The sequence below is a fragment of the Dehalococcoidia bacterium genome (assembly GCA_035310145.1).
Taxonomy (GTDB): domain Bacteria; phylum Chloroflexota; class Dehalococcoidia; order CAUJGQ01; family CAUJGQ01; genus CALFMN01.
In genome coordinates, this window is record DATGEL010000070.1 from 1 (window position 1) to 24,425 (window position 24,425).

At 68.9% G+C, this 24,425-nt stretch carries 19 protein-coding genes and 1 CRISPR repeat array; of the genes, 9 read left to right on the forward strand and 10 right to left on the reverse strand.

What is annotated here, in order from left to right:
• Positions 1-2 precede the first annotated feature (2 nt).
• A CRISPR array of direct repeats spans positions 3-1,276; the repeat unit is 37 nt; unit sequence GTCGCACCCGGCCTCACCGCCGGGTGAGGATTGAAAC.
• Between the two features lie 70 nt (positions 1,277-1,346).
• From VKV26_13495 to VKV26_13510, 4 genes are all read left to right on the forward strand, one after another.
• Positions 1,347-2,264, forward strand: coding sequence for an LLM class F420-dependent oxidoreductase (locus VKV26_13495; protein HLZ70910.1), 918 nt, complete (start codon positions 1,347-1,349; stop codon positions 2,262-2,264).
• Positions 2,265-2,389: 125 nt separating this feature from the next.
• Positions 2,390-3,898 (forward strand): aldehyde dehydrogenase family protein, encoded by a 1,509-nt coding sequence (locus VKV26_13500; protein ID HLZ70911.1) that lies wholly within the window; start codon positions 2,390-2,392, stop codon positions 3,896-3,898.
• A 107-nt stretch (positions 3,899-4,005) separates the two neighbouring features.
• A complete protein-coding gene (locus VKV26_13505; GenBank protein ID HLZ70912.1) occupies positions 4,006-4,416 on the forward strand; it encodes a hypothetical protein in 411 nt (136 codons plus the stop codon).
• A 91-nt stretch (positions 4,417-4,507) separates the two neighbouring features.
• The gene (locus VKV26_13510) at positions 4,508-5,986 is read left to right on the forward strand and encodes a wax ester/triacylglycerol synthase family O-acyltransferase (GenBank protein ID HLZ70913.1); all 1,479 of its coding nucleotides are present in this window, start codon (positions 4,508-4,510) and stop codon (positions 5,984-5,986) included.
• A gap of 209 nt (positions 5,987-6,195) precedes the next feature.
• On the opposite strand, the gene VKV26_13515 is transcribed toward VKV26_13510, so the two are convergent.
• The 3 genes from VKV26_13515 to VKV26_13525 form a co-directional block, all read right to left on the reverse strand.
• Entirely contained in the window at positions 6,196-7,350 is a 1,155-nt protein-coding gene (locus VKV26_13515) for an FIST N-terminal domain-containing protein (GenBank protein HLZ70914.1), read from the reverse strand.
• Between the two features lie 171 nt (positions 7,351-7,521).
• A complete protein-coding gene (locus tag VKV26_13520) occupies positions 7,522-8,598 on the reverse strand; it encodes a mechanosensitive ion channel family protein (GenBank protein HLZ70915.1) in 1,077 nt (358 codons plus the stop codon).
• A 47-nt stretch (positions 8,599-8,645) separates the two neighbouring features.
• Entirely contained in the window at positions 8,646-10,946 is a 2,301-nt protein-coding gene (locus VKV26_13525) for a UvrD-helicase domain-containing protein (GenBank protein HLZ70916.1), read from the reverse strand.
• A 115-nt stretch (positions 10,947-11,061) separates the two neighbouring features.
• Between VKV26_13525 and VKV26_13530 the strand changes: the two genes are divergently transcribed.
• Complete coding sequence (locus VKV26_13530; protein HLZ70917.1) at positions 11,062-11,673, forward strand: zinc ribbon domain-containing protein; 612 nt, start codon at positions 11,062-11,064, stop codon at positions 11,671-11,673.
• A 27-nt stretch (positions 11,674-11,700) separates the two neighbouring features.
• On the opposite strand, the gene VKV26_13535 is transcribed toward VKV26_13530, so the two are convergent.
• Together VKV26_13535 and VKV26_13540 are read right to left on the reverse strand one after the other, a co-directional pair.
• The gene (locus tag VKV26_13535) at positions 11,701-12,489 is read right to left on the reverse strand and encodes an SPFH domain-containing protein (GenBank protein ID HLZ70918.1); all 789 of its coding nucleotides are present in this window, start codon (positions 12,487-12,489) and stop codon (positions 11,701-11,703) included.
• Positions 12,490-12,742: 253 nt separating this feature from the next.
• Complete coding sequence (locus VKV26_13540) at positions 12,743-13,492, reverse strand: CoA-transferase (protein ID HLZ70919.1); 750 nt, start codon at positions 13,490-13,492, stop codon at positions 12,743-12,745.
• A 96-nt stretch (positions 13,493-13,588) separates the two neighbouring features.
• On the opposite strand from VKV26_13540, the gene VKV26_13545 reads away from it, so the two are divergent.
• Positions 13,589-13,930: a hypothetical protein gene (locus tag VKV26_13545; GenBank protein ID HLZ70920.1), complete on the forward strand. Its 342-nt coding sequence runs from the start codon at positions 13,589-13,591 to the stop codon at positions 13,928-13,930.
• Positions 13,931-14,081: 151 nt separating this feature from the next.
• A complete protein-coding gene (locus tag VKV26_13550; GenBank protein ID HLZ70921.1) occupies positions 14,082-15,251 on the forward strand; it encodes a glycoside hydrolase family 1 protein in 1,170 nt (389 codons plus the stop codon).
• A gap of 6 nt (positions 15,252-15,257) precedes the next feature.
• On the opposite strand, the gene VKV26_13555 is transcribed toward VKV26_13550, so the two are convergent.
• The 4 genes from VKV26_13555 to VKV26_13570 all read right to left on the reverse strand — a co-directional run bounded on the left by VKV26_13555 (position 15,258) and on the right by VKV26_13570 (position 20,879).
• Positions 15,258-15,425, reverse strand: a complete 168-nt coding sequence (locus VKV26_13555; GenBank protein ID HLZ70922.1) for a hypothetical protein — start codon at positions 15,423-15,425, stop codon at positions 15,258-15,260.
• A 30-nt stretch (positions 15,426-15,455) separates the two neighbouring features.
• Entirely contained in the window at positions 15,456-17,108 is a 1,653-nt protein-coding gene (locus VKV26_13560; GenBank protein ID HLZ70923.1) for a hypothetical protein, read from the reverse strand.
• Between the two features lie 235 nt (positions 17,109-17,343).
• On the reverse strand, positions 17,344-18,567 hold the full coding sequence (locus VKV26_13565) for a lactate racemase domain-containing protein (protein ID HLZ70924.1): 1,224 nt from the start codon (positions 18,565-18,567) through the stop codon (positions 17,344-17,346).
• A 101-nt stretch (positions 18,568-18,668) separates the two neighbouring features.
• Positions 18,669-20,879 (reverse strand): alpha-galactosidase, encoded by a 2,211-nt coding sequence (locus VKV26_13570; protein ID HLZ70925.1) that lies wholly within the window; start codon positions 20,877-20,879, stop codon positions 18,669-18,671.
• Positions 20,880-21,086: 207 nt separating this feature from the next.
• On the opposite strand from VKV26_13570, the gene VKV26_13575 reads away from it, so the two are divergent.
• On the forward strand, positions 21,087-22,232 hold the full coding sequence (locus tag VKV26_13575; GenBank protein ID HLZ70926.1) for a hypothetical protein: 1,146 nt from the start codon (positions 21,087-21,089) through the stop codon (positions 22,230-22,232).
• An 80-nt stretch (positions 22,233-22,312) separates the two neighbouring features.
• Here VKV26_13575 and VKV26_13580 read toward each other — a convergent pair whose 3' ends face one another.
• Positions 22,313-23,824, reverse strand: a complete 1,512-nt coding sequence (locus VKV26_13580) for an ABC transporter substrate-binding protein (GenBank protein HLZ70927.1) — start codon at positions 23,822-23,824, stop codon at positions 22,313-22,315.
• 291 nt (positions 23,825-24,115) lie between these two features.
• Here VKV26_13580 and VKV26_13585 point away from each other — a divergent pair, with 291 nt between their 5' ends.
• Entirely contained in the window at positions 24,116-24,328 is a 213-nt protein-coding gene (locus VKV26_13585) for a hypothetical protein (GenBank protein ID HLZ70928.1), read from the forward strand.
• The last annotated feature ends 97 nt before the right edge of the window (positions 24,329-24,425 follow it).

The window sequence follows — 24,425 nt, forward strand, 5'->3', positions numbered from 1 at the left end:
CGGTCGCACCCGGCCTCACCGCCGGGTGAGGATTGAAACCTCGTCAGATTCGCCGGCCGTGACCGTGCCGGGAATGGTCGCACCCGGCCTCACCGCCGGGTGAGGATTGAAACTGCAGCACGGCGGGAAAGAGCGTGCCGCGGCCATGCGGGAGTCGCACCCGGCCTCACCGCCGGGTGAGGATTGAAACACCATTGGCGAGGGCGACACGCTCGTGGTGCGCCTGTCGCACCCGGCCTCACCGCCGGGTGAGGATTGAAACACCAACCGGAGGAACCAATGGACACGCAAACACCGGTCGCACCCGGCCTCACCGCCGGGTGAGGATTGAAACGGCTTCCTCGAGCGTCTCTATGAGCGGCGGCGGGAGGTCGCACCCGGCCTCACCGCCGGGTGAGGATTGAAACCGCGGCGGCGCGGAGTCCGACGACGTGAGTCCGTGTCGCACCCGGCCTCACCGCCGGGTGAGGATTGAAACGATGAATACGCCAGCCGTCCGGGAGTGCACCGCCAGTCGCACCCGGCCTCACCGCCGGGTGAGGATTGAAACCATGAGGGTTGTTTCGGTATTCGCACCGGCTCGCGTCGCACCCGGCCTCACCGCCGGGTGAGGATTGAAACGACGGCCTACCTGATCGCGCTGTCCCTCCTGGGCCAGGTCGCACCCGGCCTCACCGCCGGGTGAGGATTGAAACCAGGTCACGGAGCTGGATGGCTCCGGCAACGAGACGTCGCACCCGGCCTCACCGCCGGGTGAGGATTGAAACGATTAGCGTGTCAGTTTAGGAACGCTTCAGCCGGTCGTCGCACCCGGCCTCACCGCCGGGTGAGGATTGAAACTACGCGACCAGCGACCCCACGGACCTGGCCGAGGCGTCGCACCCGGCCTCACCGCCGGGTGAGGATTGAAACGATTAGCGTGTCAGTTTAGGAACGCTTCAGCCGGTCGTCGCACCCGGCCTCACCGCCGGGTGAGGATTGAAACTAGAGCTTGTACTGGCTGTGGTGGACGCGCACCCGGTCGCACCCGGCCTCACCGCCGGGTGAGGATTGAAACCTACGGTGTGGCCATGGGTGCTCACAGTGCACCATACGTCGCACCCGGCCTCACCGCCGGGTGAGGATTGAAACCGTTGTCATTGTCCTATCCTTCCCTATGCTTCACTTGTCGCACCCGGCCTCACCGCCGGGTGAGGATTGAAACTACTTGAGGAAGTGAAGGGATGAAGTCCAAGTATCGTCGCACCCGGCCTCACCGCCGGGTGAGGATTGAAGCAAACCGTATGATGGTGCCGCGGGCCGGAGCCGGCATGCGGCATTTTGGCCGGACCGCGCGGGAGATCGCGATGCAGTTCGGCGTGCACCTGCCCCACCTCGGCCACCAGGCGGACCGCGAGCACCTGCTCGGCTTCGCTCGCCGCGCCGAGGCGCTCGGCGTCGACTCCGCCTGGGCCAGCGATCACATCGCCTGGCCCGCCAGCCTCGCCTCGCGCTATCCCTACTCCGAGGGCGGTGACTTCCCCGCGCCCTTCGGCATCCCCTGGCTCGACGCGATCGGCACGCTGCTCTTCGTCGCCGCCTGCACGGAGCGCATCCGCCTCGGCACCACGGTGCTGATCCTCGGCTACCGCCCGCCCGTGCAGACGGCGAAGCTCCTCGCCACGCTGGACGTTCTCTCCCAGGGGCGTACCATCCTCGGCGCCGGCGTCGGCTGGATGGAGGAAGAGTTCGACGCGCTCGGCATGCCCTTCGACCATCGCGGCGCCCGCGCCGACGAACAGCTCGAGATCTTCGAGACGCTCTTCTCGAAAGAAACTCCCTCGTTCGACGGCCGCTTCTACCGCTTCCCCGAGATCGGCTTCTCGCCCAGGCCGCCGCGCGGCCACATCCCCGTCTGGATCGGCGGCCACACCGAGCCGGCCCTGCGCCGCGCCGCCCGCTACGGCGATGGCTTTCACGCGGCCTTCACGCCGCCCGACGTGCTCGCCGGGCAGTGGCGGCGTGTGCAACAGCTCGCAAGCAGCGCCGGACGAGACCCGGCCTCGATTGAGCTTTCGGCCCGCGTGCACCTCGGCCTGCACGGAGGTGTGAATCCGGCAACGGCGATTCACGGCCGCGGCGACGAGATGCTCGAGCAGATCGCCGCCTACGCGCGCATCGGCGTCACGCACCTGCTGCTCGACATCGTGGCGCCGCACGGCGTCGCCGGCCGGCAGGAGGCGATGGAACGCTTCATGCAGGACGTGCGGCCGCGCGTGCCCTAGCCTGCGCAATACGCCGTGTGCCGGCGCGCGTGCGACCGGCTTCGATGGTTGTTGCTGCGGCCACGCCCGCGCCGGTGCCGAGTGCGCTACCCTGTGTGCGACGTCATCCCTTCCCGAGGCATGCGATGCCCGAAACCGCCGCACTCTCTGCCTTGCAGCCCGGCATGCCGATTCCTTTCGGCGGCGATCGTGTGAGCTGTGTGACGCCGGAGCTGGCCGCCCGCTTCCGGCCCGGCGACCGGCTCGTGGTGGTGCAGGAGACGGGCGAACTGCTGCTGATCCCCGCCGAGCAGCAAGCGATCGCCGCCGGGGCCGTCGGCCGCGCCGCCGCCGCCTTCGCCGCAATGGGCACGGTCGCAGACGCGCAGATCACGCGCTTCTACGAAGCCTTCGCCAACCGTCTGGAAGACGGCGCGGTCTGGCGGGAGATCGCCGCCGCCAACGCGCGAGATGTCGAGAGCGCTCGGGCCCGGGGCCGCTCCACCACTCGCTTGGAAGCCACCGAAAAGATGCGACGCGACATGATCGCCGGCCTGCACGAGTGGCGCGACGCGCCGCCGCAGCGCGACCGCGTGGTCGAGACCGTGGAGCAGCCTGGCCTGCGTGTCGACCTGCTGGTCGCGGGCCTCGGCGTCGTCGGCTTCGTCTTCGAGGGCCGGCCCAACGTCTTCGCCGACGCCACCGGCGTGCTGCGCGGCGGCAACACGGTCGTCTTCCGCATCGGCAGCGACGCGCTCGGCACGGCGCGGGCGATCGTGCGCTGCGCCCTCGATCCGGCGCTGGCCGAGGCGGGCCTGCCGCCGGGCGCCGCCTCGCTGGTCGAGAGCGCGGAACACGCCGCCGGCTGGGCCATGTTCACCGATCGGCGCCTCGCTCTGGCCGTGGCTCGCGGCTCCGGCCCTGCCGTGGCGCAGCTCGGCGCCGTCGCGCGCCAGTCGGGCATTCCCGTCAGCCTGCACGGCGCCGGCGGCGCCTGGCTGATTGCGGGCGAAAGCGCGCCGGCCACCGCCTTTGCTGCCGCGGTCTACCACTCGCTCGACCGCAAAGTCTGCAACACCCTCAACGTTTGCTGCATCGTGCGCGAGCGCGCCGCCGAACTCGTGCCGCTCTTCCTGGACGCGCTTTGCCGCGCCGGCGAACGCCGCGGCCACGGCAGCAGGCTGCACGTGGCGCGGGGCAGTGAAGCCTGCGTCCCGGCGGCGTGGTTCGAGACGCGCACGCTGGTGCGCCGCGCCGAGGGCGATGTTGAAGAACCGCTGGCGGAGCTGCTCGACGCCGCCGAGCTGGGCCGCGAATGGGAGTGGGAGGAGACGCCGGAAGTCACCCTGATCGTCGTGGAGAACGTGGCCGAGGCCGTGGCGCTGTTCAACCGGCACAGCCCGCGCCTCGTCGCCAGCCTGATCGCGGCCGATGCGGTGCAGCAGGCGTGGTTCTACCAGGCGGTCGATGCGCCGTTCGTCTCCGACGGCTTCACCCGCTGGGTGGATGGGCAGTATGCGCTGCGGCGGCCGGAGCTGGGTCTCTCCAACTGGCAGCACGGGCGGCTGTTCGCCCGTGGCGGCGTGCTCAGCGGCGACGGCGTGTTCACCGTGCGCACCCGGGCGACGCAGAGCGAGCCGGATCTGCACCGCTGATCCGAGATAATGCGTTTCGTCGCCGACTCCGGAGGACGGAGAAGCGAGACGCGCGATCGGCGAGGGGCAGTTCGGAAGACGAATCGAAGGACGTGGGGGCAGCGGCTATGGCGACGATTGACGATCTTCGCGCCCTTGCTTATCCGCGCACCTACACCCCGGTCGTGGCCGGACCGGCCGGCGAACGCGCCGTGCTGTTCGTCGAGAGCGAGCGCGGGCCGGAGGGCGTGGCCGTGCGCCCGATCCTGCTTTGCCAGGACTGGGACGGCCGCGTCGTGATCCACTGGGAGGACGACCGCGGCTCGCGCACCTACACCGTGCTCGACGTTACCGAGGACACGCCGCAGCGCTTCGCCTTCGACCGCGCCGATGAACCCGCCGGCGCGGTCTGGCTGACGCCGCTCAGCTTCGAGCGCTTCGAGCGCGAATGGCGCTCGCTCGACCCGGAGGCGGGCAACGTGCCGCGTTTCGAAACCGAGGAGCAGTTCCGCCGCTTCTTCCTGCCCGGCTCCGGCTAGGGCGCATCCAGGGGCGTAGAATGGGGCACCGGCCGGCCTTGCCCGATGGGGAAGCGCAAGCCAGTCTGAGCATCTGAACGGAGTGAATGCCGTGGCGCAGCCGACGAATCGCCGCCTCACCACCCTGGACGCTTCCTTTCTCTATGTCGAGAAGGCGAACCAGCCGATGCACGTCGGCTCGGTCGGCGTCTACGAAGGCATGCTTACGCGGCAAGACGTGATCGACGTGCTCAACGCCCGGCTGCACCAGTTGCCGCGCTACCGCCAGAAGGTCGTCTTCCCGCCGTTCGGCATCAACCATCCGACCTGGGAAGACGACACGGCCTTCGACATCCGCCAGCACATCGATGAGGCGACGCTGCCGAAGCCCGGCGATGATCGCGCCCTCTCGGAAGGCGCCGGCCGCCTCTTCGCCCAGGTACTGGACCGCGCCCATCCGCTGTGGAAGCTGATCGTGCTCCACGGCCACGAGAGCGGCAACACGATGCTGCTCTCGATGGTGCACCACGCCATGGTCGATGGCGTCTCGGGCGTTGACCTGACGATGATCATGCACGAACTCACTGCCGACGCGGCGCCGCCGGAGCCGCCCGCCGCTCCCTGGGAGCCGCGACCCCAGCCCGATCCGCTGACCCTGCTGCAGGATGCGGTGCGCGACCGCATGACGGAGACGGCGCAGTCCTGGACCGACGAAAGCTTCCGCCTGTTCCGGCCGCAGGAATTGAACCGGCGGGCAGAGCAGATCACCAACGCGATCACCACGTCGATGCCCTTCTTGATGCAGCCGGCGCCGCGCACGCCCTTCAACGGGCCGCTTTCGGGCGAACGGCAGTTCTCCTGGGCGCAGTTCTCCTTCAGCGAAGTGCGCGCGATCCGCGCCACGTTGGGCGGCACGGTGAACGACGTGGTGCTGGCCGTGCTTGCCGGCGGGCTCGGCCGCTATCTGGAGCGGCACGACTACCCGACAATCGGCATCGAGCTGCGCGCCATGTGTCCCGTCTCGATGCGCCGGCCCGAAGAGCAGGGCGCCCTCGGCAATCTTGTCTCGATGATGTTCGCGCCGCTCTACGTCGGCATCAAAGACCCGGTGGAGCGCCTGAACGCCGAGCGCCAGGCGATGGAGCGGCTGAAGACCGGCGGCCAGGCCGCTGGCCTCTTCGCGCTGACCGACTTCGCCCGCAACGTGCCGCCCACCTGGCAGGCGTTCGCCAGTCAGTTCGACGTGCCGAACACGCTGCTCAATACCGTCTCGACGAACGTGCCGGGGCCACAGATCCCGCTCTACCTCGCCGGCAAGAAGCTGCTGCATTGGTATCCGCTCGGCCCGCTGGCCTCGAACATCGGGCTGTTCGTCGCCATCCTCAGCTACAACCAGGTGCTGACGATGGGCACGACGGTGGACCCGAAGCAGGTGCCCGACCCATGGGTCTTCGCCGAATGCCTGCAAGCCTCGTTCGCCGAGCTGCGCGACGCTGCGGCGCAGGCCGCGAGCAGCCGCGGAGCACCGGAGGCGGCGCCCGCGAAGAACGGCGGCGCCGCGCGCCGCACGAAGCAGCTGGCCCGCGCGTAGGCGTGAGCCGGGCCCTCATCCCCCGACCCCTTCCCCCAATTCTAGGGGAAGGGGAGATCTTGATACGGATGATTGAGGCTGAAGGCGCGGCATCCGATCCCCCCTCTCCCAGGATTGGGAGAGGGGTCGGGGGTGAGGGCCTGGGCCGCACGCCGTCTTTCCGCCGCAGGCCTCCCGGAGATTCGTGTTTCGGCGTGGCGGAGGACAAACTATGCCGGTTTCTCGCCCGGGCGCGTGAACAGCGCGATCGTGGCCGTGAAGCCGTGCAGGTAGTTGTGCGTGCCGACCGGACCGAACTCGCCGTTGCAGAAGAGGCCGGCAACGGGTACGTCGCCCAGCTCGCGGGCGATGGCCACCGGATCGTGATCGATGGGCCCGAAGAGCTGGGCGCCGCGGCCGTTGCAGCTGCAGAGCAGCGCCGCTCCCGGGCGCGAGCCGCCGAGCCGCGCCCCGGCCGCCTCCAGTTGCAGGCGCAGGTGCTCCGTTGCGGCACGCGCGTCGCGCAACTGAAACTGCACCGTTTGACCAACGCGCGGCAGCGCCGAGACGGCGATGGCGCCGGTTTTGGGCTCGTAGCCGAGCAGGTTGCGGACCAGGAAGTCACCGATGCCGTGCTGGTCGCGGTACTCGTCCATCGCCAGGCCCAGCAACAGGTTTGACTGGGCGCGGGCACGCGTCTCTTCGTCGAGCTCACGCAGCGTTTGCGTCAGGACCTCCACCGCGGGCCGGCCGGCGATCGTCTCGATCAGGTTCTCCCGTGCGCCGGTGACGATCCACGGCTGCCCGATCGGCATGCAGCCCTGCGAGACGATCGGCAGGATGGCGACACCATCGCCAAGCCCCAGCGCAACTGTGCCGTCCTCGTACACCGCGCCGTCGAGGAAGACCGCGGTCTCCGCCGGTCCGTGTAACGACGACGCCATGCCCCCGATCACGGGCGGTGCCGGTGATGCGGCGGCGAAGCGCTCAAGCAGCCACTCGCCATCGACGCTGAACGGGTCCGCGAAGACCAGCCATGCCGTCATGGGCGCCAGGCCGCCCGGCAGGCTCGGTCGGGCGTCTTCGAGGCGCAGCGGCGTCAGTTCGGCGTTCGGGCAGGAGATAGTCATGACCGAGATGGCCGGTTCACGCTCGATCTCGCGGCTGGTGGCGATCACGCCCTGGCCGGAGCAGCCGATCAGGTGTCGAGGGTCGATGCGTTCCCATGCCGCGGCCACCAGTTCGGCGTAGTGCGGCGCGAAGGCCGAGTGGGCGAAGAGAAAGGCGATGTCGGCTCGCCCTCCAGCCTCGATTCCAGTGAGCGCGGTGTCCAGCGCCGCCTGCCAGCTTGCGCCCGTGCCGCTGCCGCCCGCGAATCCGTGCATCGCTCGCCGCCTTTACCTGGCTGCCAGTCACCCAAACACTATAGCGCCGATCGATCGCCCGTCTGCCTCGCAAGGTCGTGCAGACCTCGCACGTGGCGACAGCGTCGCGGCACGTGTGTTCCGTACACGCCGGCACGCCGAAGCAGGCGCCGCGCCGGCTGGCGGCGACGATCACGAGTCAGTGTGCCTGCCGGGTGAGGCGTCCGTCGAAGTCGGGCGCTCAACGGGAAGCGGCCCGGAATCGCGGCTGTTGCGACGCTCGGGCGCGACGCCTGGTGGCGCTGCGGCCGGCTGGGAACCCGGCGCAACGACGTTTCCCGCCGCACCCGCGGCCGAACTCTGCTCCGGCGCCAGCGCGGCGACCGGCGCGTAGCGGATGCCTTCGGCATCGAGCGCCAGCTTCAGCAGCCGGCGGTATTCGAACGTGACCGCACCGGCGCGGCCGGGGCGAACGCGGCCCAGCACGCGCAGAGTAACACCCTTCTCGTCGATCGACTCGATGCGGGCCGGATGGGGCGGCTCGACGATATCGGCGGCGAAGCGCGGCTCGGCGGCCAGCTCGTTGCCCACGCGCTCGGCCACGGCAAGCGCCCGGTCAAGATCGGCGCCGAGGGCGATCAACACAAGGATATTCACGCCCGAGTAGTCGCGCGTATGGTTGCTGGCGATCTGAATTGCGCCGTTCGGCACGGTATGGACGGTGCCGTCGATGTCGCGCAGCAGGGTGCGGCGCAGATTGATGTCTTCGACCGTGCCGGAGACGCCGGCGACGGTGACGTAGTCGCCCTGGCGAAACTGGTTCTCGCCGAGAATGAAGAGGCCGTTGATCGTGTCCTTCACCAGTCCCTGGGCGCCGAGGCCGATGGCGATACCGCTGATGCCGATGCCGGTGACGACCGGCGTGAGACTGTAGCCCAGCTCCTCCAGCACCATGAACAGCCCCATGAAGAACAGCACCAGCCCGCTGACCTTGACGGTGACACCGCTGAGCGTGCGGGCGCGCTTCTCGCGCTCGCCGGGAACGCCCTCCGGCAGGCCGGCGAAGATCGCTCGCTGAATCGCATGCGGCGCCAGGCGGCGGATCAGCAGTTGCACGACGCCCAGCGCGACGACGATGACCAGGATGCGCAGCCCGTGCGTCGAAAGCCAGTCCTGAGCCTGCGCGGGGCGCAGCCACAAGGGCGCGCCGGCGGCGACCCGGTGCGGCAGGCCGGTGGTGAGCGCCGTGAGCGTGGCATTTCTCGTCATCTGTTCACGCGCGGGCGGAATCGGAGATACGCGCCGGCCGCCGCGCCTCAGGCGAAGACCTTCTCCAGCGGCGCGAAGCTCTGCAGCAGCTTTTTCACGCCGAAGTTGCCCTTGAAGGCCACCGTGACCTCGAAGTCTTCGCCCCGCGGCGCCGCGCTCACCACGATGCCTTCGCCGAACTTGGCGTGGCGTACGCGGTCGCCCGGCTGGAAGGCGGATTCAGCCTGACCGTTCGTACCCGCCTGCGCGGCAGCCGCGGGCGCCACGGCGACGTTTGGCGCCGCGCCGAGCTGCCGGCGCAGGGTGGCGGCGCGGCTGACCAGATGGCCCTCCGCGCGGCTGCGCGTTGTCGTGACGGCGGGCGGGATGTCGCGCAGGAAGCGCGAGGGATCGTTGAAGGCGGCCGTGCCCCAGGCCGCTCGGCGCATGGCGTGCGACAGGTGCAGCCGCTCGCGCGCCCGCGTGATGCCGACATAAAACAGCCGCCGCTCCTCCTGCATCTGCTCGGGGTCTTCCAGCGAACGCACGTGCGGCAGCAGGTTCTCCTCGACGCCGAGGATGAAGACGATCGGAAACTCCAGCCCCTTCGCCGCGTGCAGCGTGATCAGCGTCACCGCGTCCTGGCGCTGGTCGACCTCGTCGGCGTCGGAGACGAGCGCCACGTCCTCCAGGAACGCGGCGAGCGCCGTGCGCTGGATCTCCTCTTTGGGCGCTTCGTCGTCGGCGTCGAGGTCGCGGGCCACATCCAGCGCCTCGGCGTCGTACTGGCTGGCGAGGTTCACCAGCTCTGCGGCGTTGGCCCAGCGATCCTCACCGTCGTCGCCGCCATCGAGCAGGTAGCGACGGTAGTCGATGCGCTCCAGCAGCTCCTTGAGCAGGTCGGCCACCGGCTCCCGCTGCGCCAGCTCGATCAGGTCGTTGAGCAGGGTAATGAAGCGCAGCAGCGGGCGCACGGCGCGGCCGCTGAAGGGCGGCGGGCGGTCCAGTGCAGCCTCGCCAGAGCCCAGGTCGTGCGCCAGCAGCAGTTGCAACGCGTGGTACATCGGCACGCCCAGCGCGTTTGCCCAGACCGACAGTTCGTTGAGCGTACCGGGGCCGATGCCGCGCGGCGGCGTGTTGATCGCGCGGGCAAGGCTGACGCTGTCGCGCGGGTTGTTGATCAGCCGCAGATAAGCAAGCAGGTCTTTGACCTCGCGGCGGTCATAGAAGCGCGTGCCGCCAATCAGCCGGTAGCGGATGCCGGAGCGCACCAGCGCCTCTTCGACGGCGCGCGATTGCGCGTTGGTGCGGTACATCACCGCGTAATCGCCCGGATGCTGGCCCGAACGCAAGCCGGACATGATTTCGCGCACCACGTAGGCGGCTTCCCCCTCGTCGTCCTGCGCCTCAAAGACCGTTACCGGCAGGCCGTGCTCGTTCTCCGTCCAGAGCCCCTTCTCCGGCCGGTCGTCGGCGGCGCTGATCACGCCCTGCGCCGCTTCGAGAATCGTCCCGGTGGAGCGGTAATTCTGCTCCAGCAGCACGACCTTCGTGTTGGCGAAGTCCTGCTCGAAGTTGAGGATGTTGCGGATGTCCGCCGAGCGCCAGCGGTAGATCGACTGGTCCGGGTCGCCGACGACGCAGAGGTTGTTGTGGCCGCGCGCCAGCTCGCGTACCAGCACGTACTGCACGACGTTCGTGTCCTGGAACTCGTCCACCAGCACGTGCACGTAGCGCTGCTGATACTTTGCCAGCGTCTCCGGACTTCCCGTGAAGAGATCGACGGTGCGGATCAGCAGGTCGTCGAAGTCGACGGCGTTTTCGGCCTGCAGGTAGTCGCGGTAGCGCCGGTAGACGCGCGCCACGACCTCCTCGAAATAGGAGCCGGCGGCGCGCGCGTACTCGTCGGCGTCGCGCAGCTCATTCTTGGCGCGCGAGATCGCGCCCAGCACGGCGCGTGGGCTGAACTGCTTCGGGTCCACGCCCAGCTCGGAGAAGACGCGCTTGGCCACGCCGAGTTGATCGGCGTCGTCGTAAATCGAGAAGTTGCGGTCGATGCCGATGGCGCCGCCGTCCACGCGCAGGATGCGGGCGCAGATCGCGTGGAAGGTGCCGAGCGTGAGGCTGTGCGCCGCCTCGCCCAGCAGCGCATCGACGCGCTCGCGCATCTCGCGGGCGGCCTTGTTGGTGAAGGTGACGGCCATGATCCGCCAGGGCTTCACGCCGCGCTCGGCCACGAGATAGGCGATGCGGTGCGTGATCACGCGCGTCTTGCCGCTGCCGGGGCCGGCGAGGATCAGCACAGGGCCGCCAACCGCGGTCACGGCCTCGGCCTGGCGGGGGTTCAGTCCGGCGGTGAAGTTGCTCATGCTGTTATGATATAACGGATGTGACCGCTGACGGCGATCGTTTCTGTTTCGTCAACCGTACGGCTGCTATAATCGTGCGAGACGCGGCATCGCGAAGGCTGGAGCGAGGAGCGGCATGGCGAACCTGGTCCCCGGCATGGTCTGGCCCGTGGCCGTCTCGTGGCCGGGCGGCAGTTGGCAGGATACGGTCAAATACACCGCGGCGATCCTGATCACCTACATCGTCGTCCTGTGGGCCGCGGGCCTGATCTGGGTCTACCGCGACATCCGCGACCGCAGCCGCGATCCGTTTTATCATGCGCTCTCGGTTTTCATGGTGCTGGTCTTCAACCTGCCCGGCCTCTGGCTCTACCTCATTCTGCGCCCGAAACTGACGCTGGCCGAAGCCTACGAGCGCACGCTCGAAGAAGAAGCGCTGCTGCAGGAGCTGGAAGACCAGAAGGGCTGCCCCACCTGCCACCGTCGCGTGCTGGACGACTACATCGTCTGCCCGTCCTGCACCACGCAGCTCAAGGAGCCCTGCCCCAACTGCGCCCGCCCGCTTAGCTACTCATGGGTGGCCTGCCCCTTCTGCGCCACCCTGCGCCGCGGCCGCGGCCGCGCCGAGTCAGCCGGCGCCGTGCTGTCCCCCGCTGCCCACAACAGCAACGGCACGGTGACGCCTGAGATGCCGACGGAGACGCTGGAGCGCGAGACCGCGCGCCCCGCGCCTGCGCCGATGCCATAGGCGCGGACGCGGGCCGCGCCGCCCTTGCTACCGACCGTTCGCGGCGGTGCTGGCCACGCTGACCAGGCCGCCGACGTTCATCGAGTCGAGCGCGGACGAGGGCACCAGGATGACCGTGCCGTTGCCGGCCTTCATCACCTCGTAGAGCATGTTCATGCCGCGCAACTGCATGCCGTTGCGATCCGTCTCGTAGATGCGCGCCGCATCGGCGAAGTTCTGCGCGACCTTCTTCTCGCTCTCGGCCAGCAGCACGCGGGCGGCGGCCTCGCGCTCGGCCTGCGCGTTGCGGCTCATCGCGTCGATCAGGCTCGCCGGAATCTGGATGTCGCGCAGTTGCACCGACTCGACCTTGACACCCCACGCCTCGGTCTGCGCATCGAGCAGCCCCGCGAGGTAGGTGTCGAGTTGCTGCCGGTTGGAGAGCAGCTCGGCCAGGTTGGTGCGGCCGATCACGTCGCGCAGGCCCGCCTGGCAGGCGCCGAGCACGGCCGAGGCGTAGTTCGCCACGCGGATCGCCGCCCACTCAGGGTTGACCACGCGCCAGAAGACGATCATATCGACGGTGACCGAGGTGCCGTCCTTCGTGAGCGTCTGCTCGGCCTTCAGCGGCGAGGTGATCGTGCGCATGTCGATCGTGAACGGCGTACGTTCGATATAGGGCAGGAGGATGAACACGCCCGGCCCGCGCACGCCGGCGAAGCGGCCGAGGCGCAGCACCACCTTGCGCTCCCACTCCTGCGAGATGCGCAGGCTGGGCAGCACGCCGAAGACCAGAATGACCGCGAGCACGATCAGGAGAACGACCAGGATGACCACAATGGCACCTCCCTGCGGAACCCAGCTAGACCGCGGCCCACAAACGCTGAGTCGCGGAGCATCCGTTCGTCTCTTAGCGTAGACCTACGCGGCGGTTTTGCAGCGATCGCGGGGCGCTATTTGCGCAGAACTTTGGTGTGAACGCCGGCTGCGCCCGCCGATCACGCCGCGGCGGATCTTCAGGCGCGCCGCGGGCGCCGCGAACCTGGCAGCCGCGCCACGGCTCGTACGTCGTCCCCCTCGCCGTTGGGCTTCAGTGAAACTCGACCTCGCGCACGCGCTCCGGATCGACCTCGGCCAGCGCCGCCAACTCGGCGGCGCTCGGCGGCGGCAGCATAGGGGCGGGGTCTGCAGATGCGAAGGCGAAACCGGTCTGCTGCCGCACCGTCTCGATCGCTGCACCAGGCATCAGTCCCTCGAGCACGAAGCCGTCTCCCTGCTTGCGGAAGACGCAGAGCGGCGTCACCAGACGGTCCACGTGGCCGGCGGCGGTGACGAAATCCAGCCGCTCCACCAGGCTGCGCGGCGTGTGCTGCGTGCGCCAGAGGATCGTGCGGCGCGCCGTCGGCAGGATCAGGGCGCTGCCGGCGCCACCCGGCAGCCGCACTCGTGGGTGGGCGAACTCGCCGATCGCGCTCATGTTGATGCGGCCCGCGCCGTCGATCTGCACGCCGCCGAGAAAGGCCGTGTCGAGTCCACCGCGCGCCGAAAGGTCGAACAAATCCGCCAGCGTAAACTGCGTCGCACTGCCGGGAAGCAGGGCCGGCGCCGTGCTGGACTTCGCCAGGTGGTGCGGCGCCGGGTCGATCGAGCCGGCGATGTTGATGTAGACGAGGTTCGGCGCGTGCAGCCGCTTCGCCAGCAGGATCGCGACCATCGGCAAGGGCGAGGCGACGCCGTGAAAGACGCGCTCGCCGTCGCGCAGCAGCCGCGCCATGGCGACGGCCATCAGGTCGGCTGCCGTGAGTGGCCCCGCGCTGTCGGCCAGCTGTTCAACGCTCATTTCGGTGTCCGATCTCCGCACTGGCCGCGGCCTCTGCCTCCGTTATACTGTGTGCCGACGCGTTGCGCCCGCAGCGCTCGCGTAGACGGTGCAGTGATGGCGATTGGACCCGCCTGGACCGCTCCGCACAGGCCGGTTTCCGAGCTGCAGGAGCTGCGCAATCTGCGGCCGGTGATCCATGGCCGCCGCGTGATCGTCTTCTACGACGGCGATGCCCCGGCGCGCAACGCGGCCTGCTGTTTGCGCATCGATGGGCACTACCTCTGGCTCAACGATCTGCGCACAACCGTGCCGCTGCGCCAGCGCATCCGCAGTATGCGCGGCGGCCGGCATCGGCTGCGCTTCCTGCAGACGGGCAGCAACGTCGAGCTGGTGCTGGACGAGGGCGGCCGCGGCTGGCTGCGCATGCGGTCGGAGCAGCCGGGGCGCAGCCCATAGTCGTCGCCGCAGACACCATCGCGGCGGGGCGAGCCGCCGCGGGCCTGGGCGCTGAACTCAGGCGGGTTCGGCGTGGCCGGCGATTGTTGCGCCGCGCCCCGGGGCTTCGATGGGCGCGGCGGGGGCGTGATCGTGCTTCAGGAGGACGGCGATGAACTTCCCGGAAGGGTTCATCTGGGGCACGGCGACGGCCGCGCACCAGATCGAGGGCGGCAACTGGAACTCAGACTGGTGGGCGTGGGAACACGATCCGCAAAGTCCCTGCCGCGAGCCATCCGGCGACGCCTGCGACTTCCTGCACCGCTATGATGACGACCTGGCGCTGCTGGCTGGGCTTGGACAGAAGGCGTTTCGCTTCTCGATCGAGTGGGCGCGAGTCGAGCCAGAAGAGGGCGAGTTTTCCAACGCCGCGCTCGCCTACTACCGCCGCGTGATCGACGCGTGCGGGCGCAACGGCCTCACGCCCGTGGTCACGCTGCACCACTTCACCTCGCCGCGCTGGTTTGCCGCCCGCGGCGGCTGGGAGCGCGGCGAGAACATCGCCTACTTCCGCCGCTACGCCGAGCGCATTTCGCGCTCGCTGGGCGAGGCGATCCCCTGGGTCTGCACACTCAATGAACCCAACATCGTGGCGCGGATCGGCTGGCAGGCCGGCCAGTTCCCGCCCGGCAAACGCGATAACGCGCTGCGCGAGCAGGTGGACCAGAACTTCATCGGCGCCCACGCCGCCGCGCTGGAGGCGTTCAAGTCCGGTCCCGGAGCGGCGAAGGTCGGGGTCTGTCTCGCGATGACGGAGTACCAGGCGCTGGAGGGCGGCGAGGAGCGTACCGCCCGCATCCGCCATCAGAACCACGACATCTACCTCGAAGCCGCGAAGGGCGACGCCTCGGACTTCATCGGCGTGCAGACCTACACGCGGGCGCGGATCGCCGCGGGCGGCACGCTGGCGCCGGAACCGGGCGTGGAAACGACGCAGATGGGCTACGAGTTCTGGCCGAACGCCCTCGGCGCTACGGTGCGCGAGGCCTGGACGGGCACCGGCAAGCCCGTGCTCGTGACGGAGAACGGCATCGGCACGGAGGATGATACGCGGCGCATCGCCTTCATCAGCGAGGCGCTCAGATCTCTGCACGGCGCGATCGCGGACGGCGCCAGGGTGCTGGGCTACATCCACTGGAGTGCAATGGATAACTTCGAGTGGACGCTGGGCTACGGCCCGAAGTTCGGCCTGATCGCCGTCGACCGCGAGACATTCGTGCGCCGCGCGAAGCCCAGCGCCGAATTCTACGCGGCGATCTGCCGCCGCAACGGGCTGCCCTAGCGCGGGCTACGGCGCGGCGCCGGGCTGCCGCAGCACGATCAGCGTCTCGTAATATTCGTCGAGCGATCGCGGCCGGGCGTTGCGGTTGGACTTGGTGAGCTGCACGTCGATCAGCGACTCGACGGCGAAGCCGGCGTCACACGCCTCCGCGGCCAGGATCTCCGCCGCGGGCACAACCTGCAGCGCGGTTCGGCTGGAGAACTGTTAGAAGGTGCTCTGCTTGCCGCTCACCACCACGGCCAGCGCGCCCGGCGAGAGCACGCGCCGCATCTCGGCAAATGTGGCGCGCATGTCGAGGAAGTAGCGCGCGGTCGGCGCGGCCTTGATCGCCCGCAGCTCGTCGGCCGCCAGCCAATCGACGACGGCTCGTTCCTCGGGCCGCAGGTGCTCGAGGTCGGCGCCCGCGCCGTCCATCGACCCGATCGTCTCGTCTACCAGCAGGTCGACATCGTCGTGCCGGCGCATACCCAGCGCGATCAGCGACGGCGCCCTTGCCTTTGCGTAGCTTTCGCGGCCGCTTGAGGCGGGTAGGTAGGGCGGCGAGGTTACGAGGATCTGGAACTGGCCGAGGTCGTCGGGAATGCGCCGTGCGTCCGCGCTCACGACCTGCGCCTCGGCAAGTTCCATGTGCAGCGTCTCGCGCAGCCACTCGGAGGTCGCGGCCACCTTGACGTACTCGCTGAGCGCCGTGCTGAAGTGCTTGACCATGGAGGTGACGGCGAAGGTCAGGGCGAAGCGGCCGACGCCCGTGCCGAGAAAGCGCATGCGGATTTTCCGCGCGATCGCGTCCGACATCAGGACACGCAGGATGTTCTGGATCTCTGGCGCCCCGGCCGCCACGCCGGCCCGGACCGCGCGGATCTCGCGGTTGAGGTCGGCGGCGATGGCCGCGTTCATCCGTCGGTTCTTCATCAGCCAGGCCGGGAAGACCACGTCTTCCTCGGGCGCTGCCGCCAGCCGGTCGAACAGGCTAAGCTGGCCCGATCTCTGCGCCCGGATGGCGTCGAGCACGCCGGCGGTTTGCACCGCGAAATCGTCCGCGTCGAGGCGAAGCGCCTCCTGCTTGGCCCTGGCGATCATGACGGAGAGCGGGTCGAGGTCGAGGCCCACGCTGGGGATGCCGAGCAGCGACGCCTCCAGCAACGTCGTGCCGCTGCCCGCAAAACTGTCGATCGCCCGCTGCTGGCCAGGTCCAAGGCGCAGCGAGCAGACGTTCAACAGCGAGCGCACCATGCGCGGGAAGAACTTGGCCTTGTAGTAGTGGATGTCGTGCGAAAGGTGCGCGGTGGTCGGGCCGGCCGCCAGCGCCTGTTCGGCAAGCTGGATCGCGCGCCGGTCGGCGGTCCGGCCGAGCAGAGCCGCGAGCAGCGCGTCGAGGTTGCGCTTCATCTCCGCCGGGCCGGACGAGTGGCGGGCAACGACCTGCGAGAACTCGATCAGGGCGTAGTGCGGTATCGCTTGAATAACGAGCTGCCCGCCGACGGCGTCCCAGGTGATGACCGGAGCGATGCTCTGCTCAAGGGGTGCACGCAGTCGGCGGGCATGCTCCGTGTCGTCGGTCAGGCAGTAGATGCGCTGCACGAACGAGAGTCGCCGGATCAGCACCGGCAGCAGATCGACCAAGCCGTCGGCGGCGTAGCCCTGGCGGCCGCTCAGCCGGCCGTGGCTGCCCGGCGCGCCGAAGCCGCGTGGGGTGCGCGGCGACGGCCACGTCATGGCGGCCGCGGCCAGGCCATCCAGGCCGACAACGGCGCCAGGCAGAAAGGCACTGAGTTCCAGCTCCGCCAGTTGCAGATCGCCTTCGAGGACGATATTGCGGCGGAGTTGGAATAGAAAGCGGGCCGGTTGACGGCACATGAATTTATAGACTCCGGCCCCTTGCAGCGTGTACGTCCAACAACCGACTGGCCATCACCGTAGCCTGTGCCGGGCGCGGCCAGCAACACCGAAGCCGCCGTGACGACGTCAAGCATGCTTGTTGCACATAAAGTCGGGAGACGCGACGCGAGCAGAGCTCGGAGCATGCGCCGACGGTTGACCATGCGAAGGCGGCGCGGCCGACCCAGGTACCGCGCACAGGGCTGCGGGATACTCAGCCGGCCGCGAGCGCGCCCTCGGCGTCGAAGACCAGCGGGCAAGGTTGACCGAGAACCGTCAGCCGTGGATCGTCCATGGCCTCCGGCAACAGCGCCTCGGAGAGCAGCATCCGCGAAAGGTGCGCGGTATCGTTGCTGAGCGTAATGCGCGGGGCGCCATCGATCAGCGAGGCCAGCAGCTCGAACAGCTCGCGGTCCGTGCGCTGCGCCAGCGGCTGCTTGGCGCCGCCGAGAAAGCCCGAGGTGATGCAGTTCATCGCCGTGGCTTCCCAGTCGATCTTGGCGCGCAGCCGCTCGGTAATCAGGTCCAGCATGCCCACGCCGGTGGCGTTGCCGTGGCTCTCCTCGGTCAGGTCCAGGGCGGCGACATACCGGATGGCGTGGTCCGGCTCACCGCCGAGGCGGCGATGCATACCGACCACGTTCGGATCGACGCCGGTGCCGGAGATGTTCTTGCCCATCTGCCGCACGATCAGCGCGTCGAGCGGCTCGATCGGCAGTTGCGGCAGGTAGGAGCGGGCGAGCGTCAGCAGCCGCTTGTCGGCCTCCTCGATCTCATCCGGCAGCACGATTTCCAGCTTCGCCGCCTCGCCAAGGCCGTTCTCGACCAGGGCGAGCCCCGCCAGGACGGGGTCGTGCGCCAGCGCCAGGCGGGCGGCAGGGATCAGCTCCTTCTCCACGTCCAGCAGGTGGATCGCCGCGGCGCCGGCGTGCTTGCCAAGGCCGATGCCGACCATCTTCATCAGGCCGCTGCCCAGCTCGCCGCGCAGGATCGTGTGCGGCTTCACCCGGTTAAAGACCAGAATGCCGTCGGCGGCGAAGGCGTGCGCGTCGCAGTGCACGGGGCAGCCATTTGGCGTGGTGCCTACCTGCACCGTGTCCATCGAGGAGCGGATCGGGCAGCCGGCGCTCGCCTCGGTCACGCCGTAGCCCGCAAGCATCTCGCGTTGACCCTCGGCCGTGGCGCCGCCGTGGCTGCCCATCGCGGGGATCACGAACGGCTCGGCGCCGCGCTTGCGCAACTCCTGCACCGCCAGCGCCACCAACTCGGCCATGCGCGAGAGTCCGCGGCTGCCGACCGTGATCGCCACGCTCATGCCCGGCCGTACACGGCCGTCGAGCTTGCAGAACTCCGCGCTGAGCACCGCGGCGATGTCCCCGAGCCTGTCGTCGGGCACGCTCTGGCGCACCCAAAAGAATCGCGGCAGCTCGCGGGCCATAGCCTGCCTCCTCCCCTTGCTGACCGCTGCACGGCGTCGCCCGCGCAGCCTGAGCCTACGAGGGCGCGGCGGGCAGGTCAACGCCGCGTAAGGATGAACGATCAACCCGCAAAGGCGATCGCAATCTCTCGCGAGAGCGCCGGATCAACGTCGATGCGCAAGAGCGCGCCGGCCCGCTCGGCGCCGGTCGCGCCGCTTACACTGAAGCCGGCGTCGCGGCGGTCGTCGCCCAGACCGATGAACAGGCTGTCCTTCCGCTCCCACGAGGGGGCCAGCGTGATCCTCAGCTCGCGCCGCTGCGCCTCCCAGCGCTCGGCGGCGATGGCCAGCGCGCCCATGCTGGTGTGCGCTGCCGCGCCGACGACGCAGGGATGGCCCGCGTCCGGGGTAAGCAAGTAGAGTCGGCAGGCGTGCGGCTCGATCCGTTCCGCCGGCACGCCGTTCTGCAGCACGCCGCGGTAGAGCCGTTCCCAGAACTCGAAGACGTGCTGCCCCTGGCCCGCCGGGACGCCGAGCTGCGCGAAGTCGATCGCGATCGCTTGCGGCTCATCCTCCCAGTTAAACAGGGCCACCACCCGCCGGCCCTGCCGCGGCGCCTCCTGCTCGAAGCTGAACAGGCGCGGCAATTCGCGTTCGAGCAGGTCCACGGGGCGCGCGGCCACGCCGTACGGCGGCAGCACGCTCTCGGCCAGGGCGCGGCGCTCTGGGCTGAGTGCGGCGAGATCGTCGCTGAGCATGGCGTTGCCACCGCTGATGGCGATGCCGGTGGCCAGCGTGCGCGTCTCCACCAGCGTCAAATCGGCCCTGTCGCGGGCGACCAGGCAGTCCGGGTCGTTCCGCCAGAAGCGGCGATGCATGAACCAGCGCGGCAGCGTCATGCGCAGCGACTGAAAGGCCGAGGGACGTTCGCCGTTGAACCAGAGCGCGTCGACGTCCGGGCCCACGCGCATGGCGTCCACGAGGCCGATGGCCGGGCCGAAGGGGCAGGTGCAGCCGAGGATGAAGGTCTCCTCGCCCGCGGCCTCACGGCAGACCTCAAGGCCGCGGCGCAGGTTCATCGCCGCCGTCGTGTTCGGTTCGTGGTAGCGCGCGTCTTCCTGCGCCGCGAAGACCAGCGCGTCGAGCTTGAGGTACGGGTAGCCCCAGGTGGTGACCGCCGTGCCGATCACCTTGCGCAGCCAGGCCCGCGCCTCGGGATGGGTACAGTCGAGCGCGGCACATTCGCCCAGCCAGGTCTGCAAGAAGCGCACCGAGCCGTCGCGGTTACGGATCGCCCAGTCTGGATGCTCGCGGAAGGTCTGCGAGTCCTTGTGCAGCACCAGCGGCGCCAGCCAGAGGCCGGGGGTGAAGCCCGCCTCGCGGATGCGGCCGGCCAGTGCCGCCATGCCCGAGGGGAAGCGCTCGTTTGCCGTGAGCCAGTCACCGGTGGTCGACTGCCAGCCGTCGTCGATCTGCACCAGCTCGACGGCGCCGCGCTCGCGTCGCAGCGCCGCCAGGTTCTGCAGAACGTCCGCTTCGGAGACGCGGTTCCAGTAGAAGTACCAGGAGCACCAGCCGCTCGGCGCCCGCGGCGGCACGCGGGCCTGCATCGCCGCGGCCGTCGCGCGGGCGTACTCGTCAGTCTGGAGAAGTGGGTCTTCGCCCTGAAGGTAGAGCAGCGTCTCCGAGCTTACGCTCTCTTCCGGCCGAAGGATCCAACCGTCGAGCAGGCAGGCAGCTTCGCGGCGCAGCGTTTGGCTCTCGTCCGTCGAGACGAGCCAGCGCAGCTCGCCGAACTGCCGCGCCGTCGTGATGAAGCCGCGCAGCTCGGATGCCGTGCTATCGACCGCGGCATCAAGCGACATCGAGGCGCTGATGTACGCCGTTTCGTGCGCGGAGCGGCGGACGTAGCTGGCGGGGTAGCTCGGGTGCGCCTCGCCCTGCGCGAAGCGATGGCTCAGCACCGGCCCGTTCATCTGGCGGCTGTGCAGCCACACCGCCCGCCCCGCCGGCGATGTCAGGCCCGGCGCTTCGACCCGCGATTCGGCGCACCACACAAGGATTTCAGCCAGCTCGATTGGGACCGAACCGCTATTGGTCAGCGTCAGCGTGCGCCGCTCGCCGGCGCTCATGAAGCCGTCGTTGCCTTCGAACGTGACGCGCAGCCCGCGTTCGCCGTCGCGCCATTCCCGGCGATTGGCGCCGAACTGCCCGGAGCGGAAATCCGCGGGCAGCAGTCGCCGGCCGTCGGCCAGCAGCACGGCCCAGTCGCCGCTTCCCCGGATCGGGCCGTCCGCGCCGGTGATACCGGGCGTTCCCGGCAGCTCGCTCACCCGCTCATCCCTGAAGCGGCCACCTCACTCCGTGCGCCGGCTCGTATCGTACACGGTTGCAGCGATCAAGCCGCTCCTCGGGCCTCGGCAACGCCCGCCACGTCTCCGTCAATTTGACCCGCGGCGCGACGGAAACCTACGATCGTGGCGCCGGCCCCACGAGTGCCGCTTGCGCCGATCTGGCGGGCTTTCAGGAGTCTCTCGTTCGTGACGTTGCCAGCATCCGGCGCGCTTCAGCGCGCCCGCGTTCAACGCTTCCCCGGAACGGCCGCCGTCATCCTGATCTTCTGCGCTGCCTTCGTCCTCGCGGCCTGCGGCGGCGGCAAGCGCAAGGAGAACGTCTCGGCCCAGGCCGTGGACTGCTCGCAAGCGGGCGGAGGGCCGGTGACGGCGGCGCCGCCATCCGGCAGCAGCCTGCTGATCACGCGCGACGCCTCGCTCTATCTGCGCGACGTCAAAAGCGGCAAGGAGACAAAGCTCTGCACCGCGCCCGAGGGGCTGTTCGTGACCTATCCGGCCTGGTCGCCGAACGGCACGCAGTACCTCTACGCCCTGGATTCGCCCTTCATCGGCAACGTGGCGGCGAACTGGGGCAGCGATTTCTACCTGGCCGACGCCACCGGCGGCAACCGCCGCCTGCTGCTCAAGCACGAGCAGTCCGGCGTCGAGTTGGAATCGCCTTCGTGGACGCCGGACGGCAAAGCGATCGTCTACTCGTACTTCCTCACCCAGTACGACGCCCAGGGCCAGTACCAGGGCCAGACCTACGAGGCGCGCTCGATCGACGTGGCTTCAGGCAAGGTGACAACGCTTGCGGTCGATGCCAACAGCACCGACCTCTGCCGCGACGGCAGCAAGCTCACGTACGTGAACTTCAACCAGACGGACTTCACTTCGTACGGCGTCTGGGTGGCGGACGGCAACGGCCAGAACGGCAAGGCGATCGTCAATGGCAATACGGGCATGCAGGCGTTCTTCGCGCCGCGCCTCTCGCCCGACTGTAAGCAGATCATCTTCGCCGCCGTGGGCGGCGGTATCGGCCGGATCGATTCGGCGCCGAAAGACGGCGGCAAGCTGCTCACGCGCCTGCTGGGGCCGCTGCTGCCGTCCGCCGCGCAGGCGCACGGCGCGCCATGGGATCTGTGGCTGGTGAACGTCGATGGCTCCGGACTGAAGCGCGTGACCAACCTGAACGAAGATCTGCCCTTCCTCGAGTGGGCGGCGGATGGCCAGAGCGTGATCTTTGTCGGCACGAACGGGCTGTACCAGATGGCGCCGGACGGTTCGAGCATCAAGAAGATCGGTCAGGGCGCCGTGCACGGCCAGATTAGCTGGTGGCAGAAGGCGGCCTGAGGGGCGCCGTCGGGCGGCACGCGCAAGGGCGGGATCCCGGCCAGGATCCCGCCCTGCGTGGTGTGCCGGAGGACGTGCACCTACTGGTGGGCGCAGATGGTATCCCCGAAGAGGTCGAAGCTGCCTTCGGGGTTCGCCTTGGCGAGCTTGAAGCAGCTCAGCGGCCGCCGGTTATCGAAGCTCGTGCTGAAGGTGATGCCCGGCAGCAACTGCGGAATCGTCCACTTCTGGAACGACTCGGCGGCCTGCATCAGCGAGTCGCGCGTCGGGTTGACGCCGGCCCGCTTCAGCGTCTCGACGTAGGTCTGCCCGATCATGTAGCCGAAGATCGGGAAGTTGGCCATCTGCACGTCGGGCGCATTCTTGGTGAGAAAGTCCTTGACCTCGGTGACGGCCGGGTCGTTCTCGTTGAACTGGTGGTAGTACAGGTCCGAGATCGCCCCGGTCACGTTCTGCGGTCCGCCCGCCAGGCCGTTCAGGCTCGGATCGAGCGCCACGGAGTTGAGGATGATGGCGGGCTTCCAGCCCTGGTCCGCGGCGGCCTTCAGGGCCAGACCCGCGAACTTCGGAATGGCGATCAGGATGAAGACCTCGGCGCCCTTGTCCTTGAGGTTCGTGACCTGGCCGCTGACATCGGAGGCCGTGGTCTCGTATACCTCTTCGTCGACGATCGGGTTGTCGGCCGTGCCCTTATCGCCGATGACCTTGGTGATCCCCTGCAGATAGCCCTTGCCGTAGTCGTCGTTCTGGTAGAGGATACCGATCTTCTTGCCTTTGAGGTTCTGCTGGATGTACGTCGCGTAGGCGTTGCCTTCGGAGACGTAGTCCGGCTGCCAGCCGATCGCGTACGGATGGCTCTTCGGGTCGGCGCCCCAGGCTGGTGCACCAGAAAGGATCCAGATCTGCGGCACTTTCTGGTCGTTCAGGTAGTCGAACACCGAGGTGTTCGTCGGCGTGCCGAGCAGCGAGGCGATGGCGAAGACTTTGTCCTGCTCGACCAGCTTGTGCACCAGCGGCACCGTGTTCGCCGGAATGTACTGGTCATCGTAGACGGTGATGTTGATCTTGCGGCCGTAGATGCCGCCCTCGGCGTTCACCTGGTTGAAGCAGGCCTGCATCGTCTTGATGATCGGGATGTAGCCAACGGCGGCGCCGCTCAGCGGCTGTGTGGTGCCGAGATGGATCTCGGTGGGCGTGATGCCCGTATCCGATGCCTTGGGCGCCTCGGCGCCTGCTGGCGCCTTCACGCCGTGGCAGCCGGAGGCGCCGCTCAGCCAGTCAGCGCTGCCGCCGGGCGGATTAAAGGTCTTGGCGACGGTCTGCACGCCGCCGGCGGCGGGACTGCCGCTGGTGTTGGCGGCCGCGCTGGCGGCGGGGGCTGCCGAGGCGGCGGCCGCGGCGCTGGCCGCGGGAGCCTTCGTGGCAGCCGCTGCGGCGCTGGCCGCGGGCGCCTGGGTGACGGCCGCGCCGGAGTTGGCCGGCTTGTTGCCGCTGCTGTTGTTGTTGTTGCTGCTGCAGCTCACGCCGAGTGCGAGCAGCACGCTCAGCCCGGTGACGAACAGCGTGCGACGCAGGGGTAGACTGGCCAGCATACGTCCTCCCGTCCATGCGATCTGTGCGCCAGGCGCACGAGCTTCAAACGACCTCCAGTGAATCGTTGCGGCAGCACCTCCTCGGCGTGCATCGGGTTGGTTGGCAGAATGTTGGACTAACATTCCGGCGGACACTAATGCGCGCCGCGCCGTATGTCAATACTGTTGCCAGCCGCTTCGGTGTGGAGACGCGGTGACGCTGCCTGTCCGTGTGCGATACTACGCCAGCGCCGAATCCGCTTCACGCCGGCGGGCACGCCGTGCCGCAACGATCTGGCCAGGAGAAACGCGATGGCTGCCGCATCGTTGGAAGACCGCGAGCTGCGCCAGCGGCTGTTGCAACGCGATCCGATCGCGCCGGCCGAGCCGTTCGAGCGCTTTATCGTGCCGGTCTCACGTGCTGTCGCCGCCCGCGTCGTGCGCCCGTACACATCGGACGTCGCCTACGACAAGGCGGTCGCGGAACCTGTCAACCTTGTTGAGACAGCCTTCGCAGGGAATTAGGGAAGGATTGTCTGCGTTACATCAGGCGCCTGCACGCGCGGAGGCGCCGGCTTGTTGATCCAGGCCGCCGTTGGCAGTGGCGGCGGGGTGGGCGCTT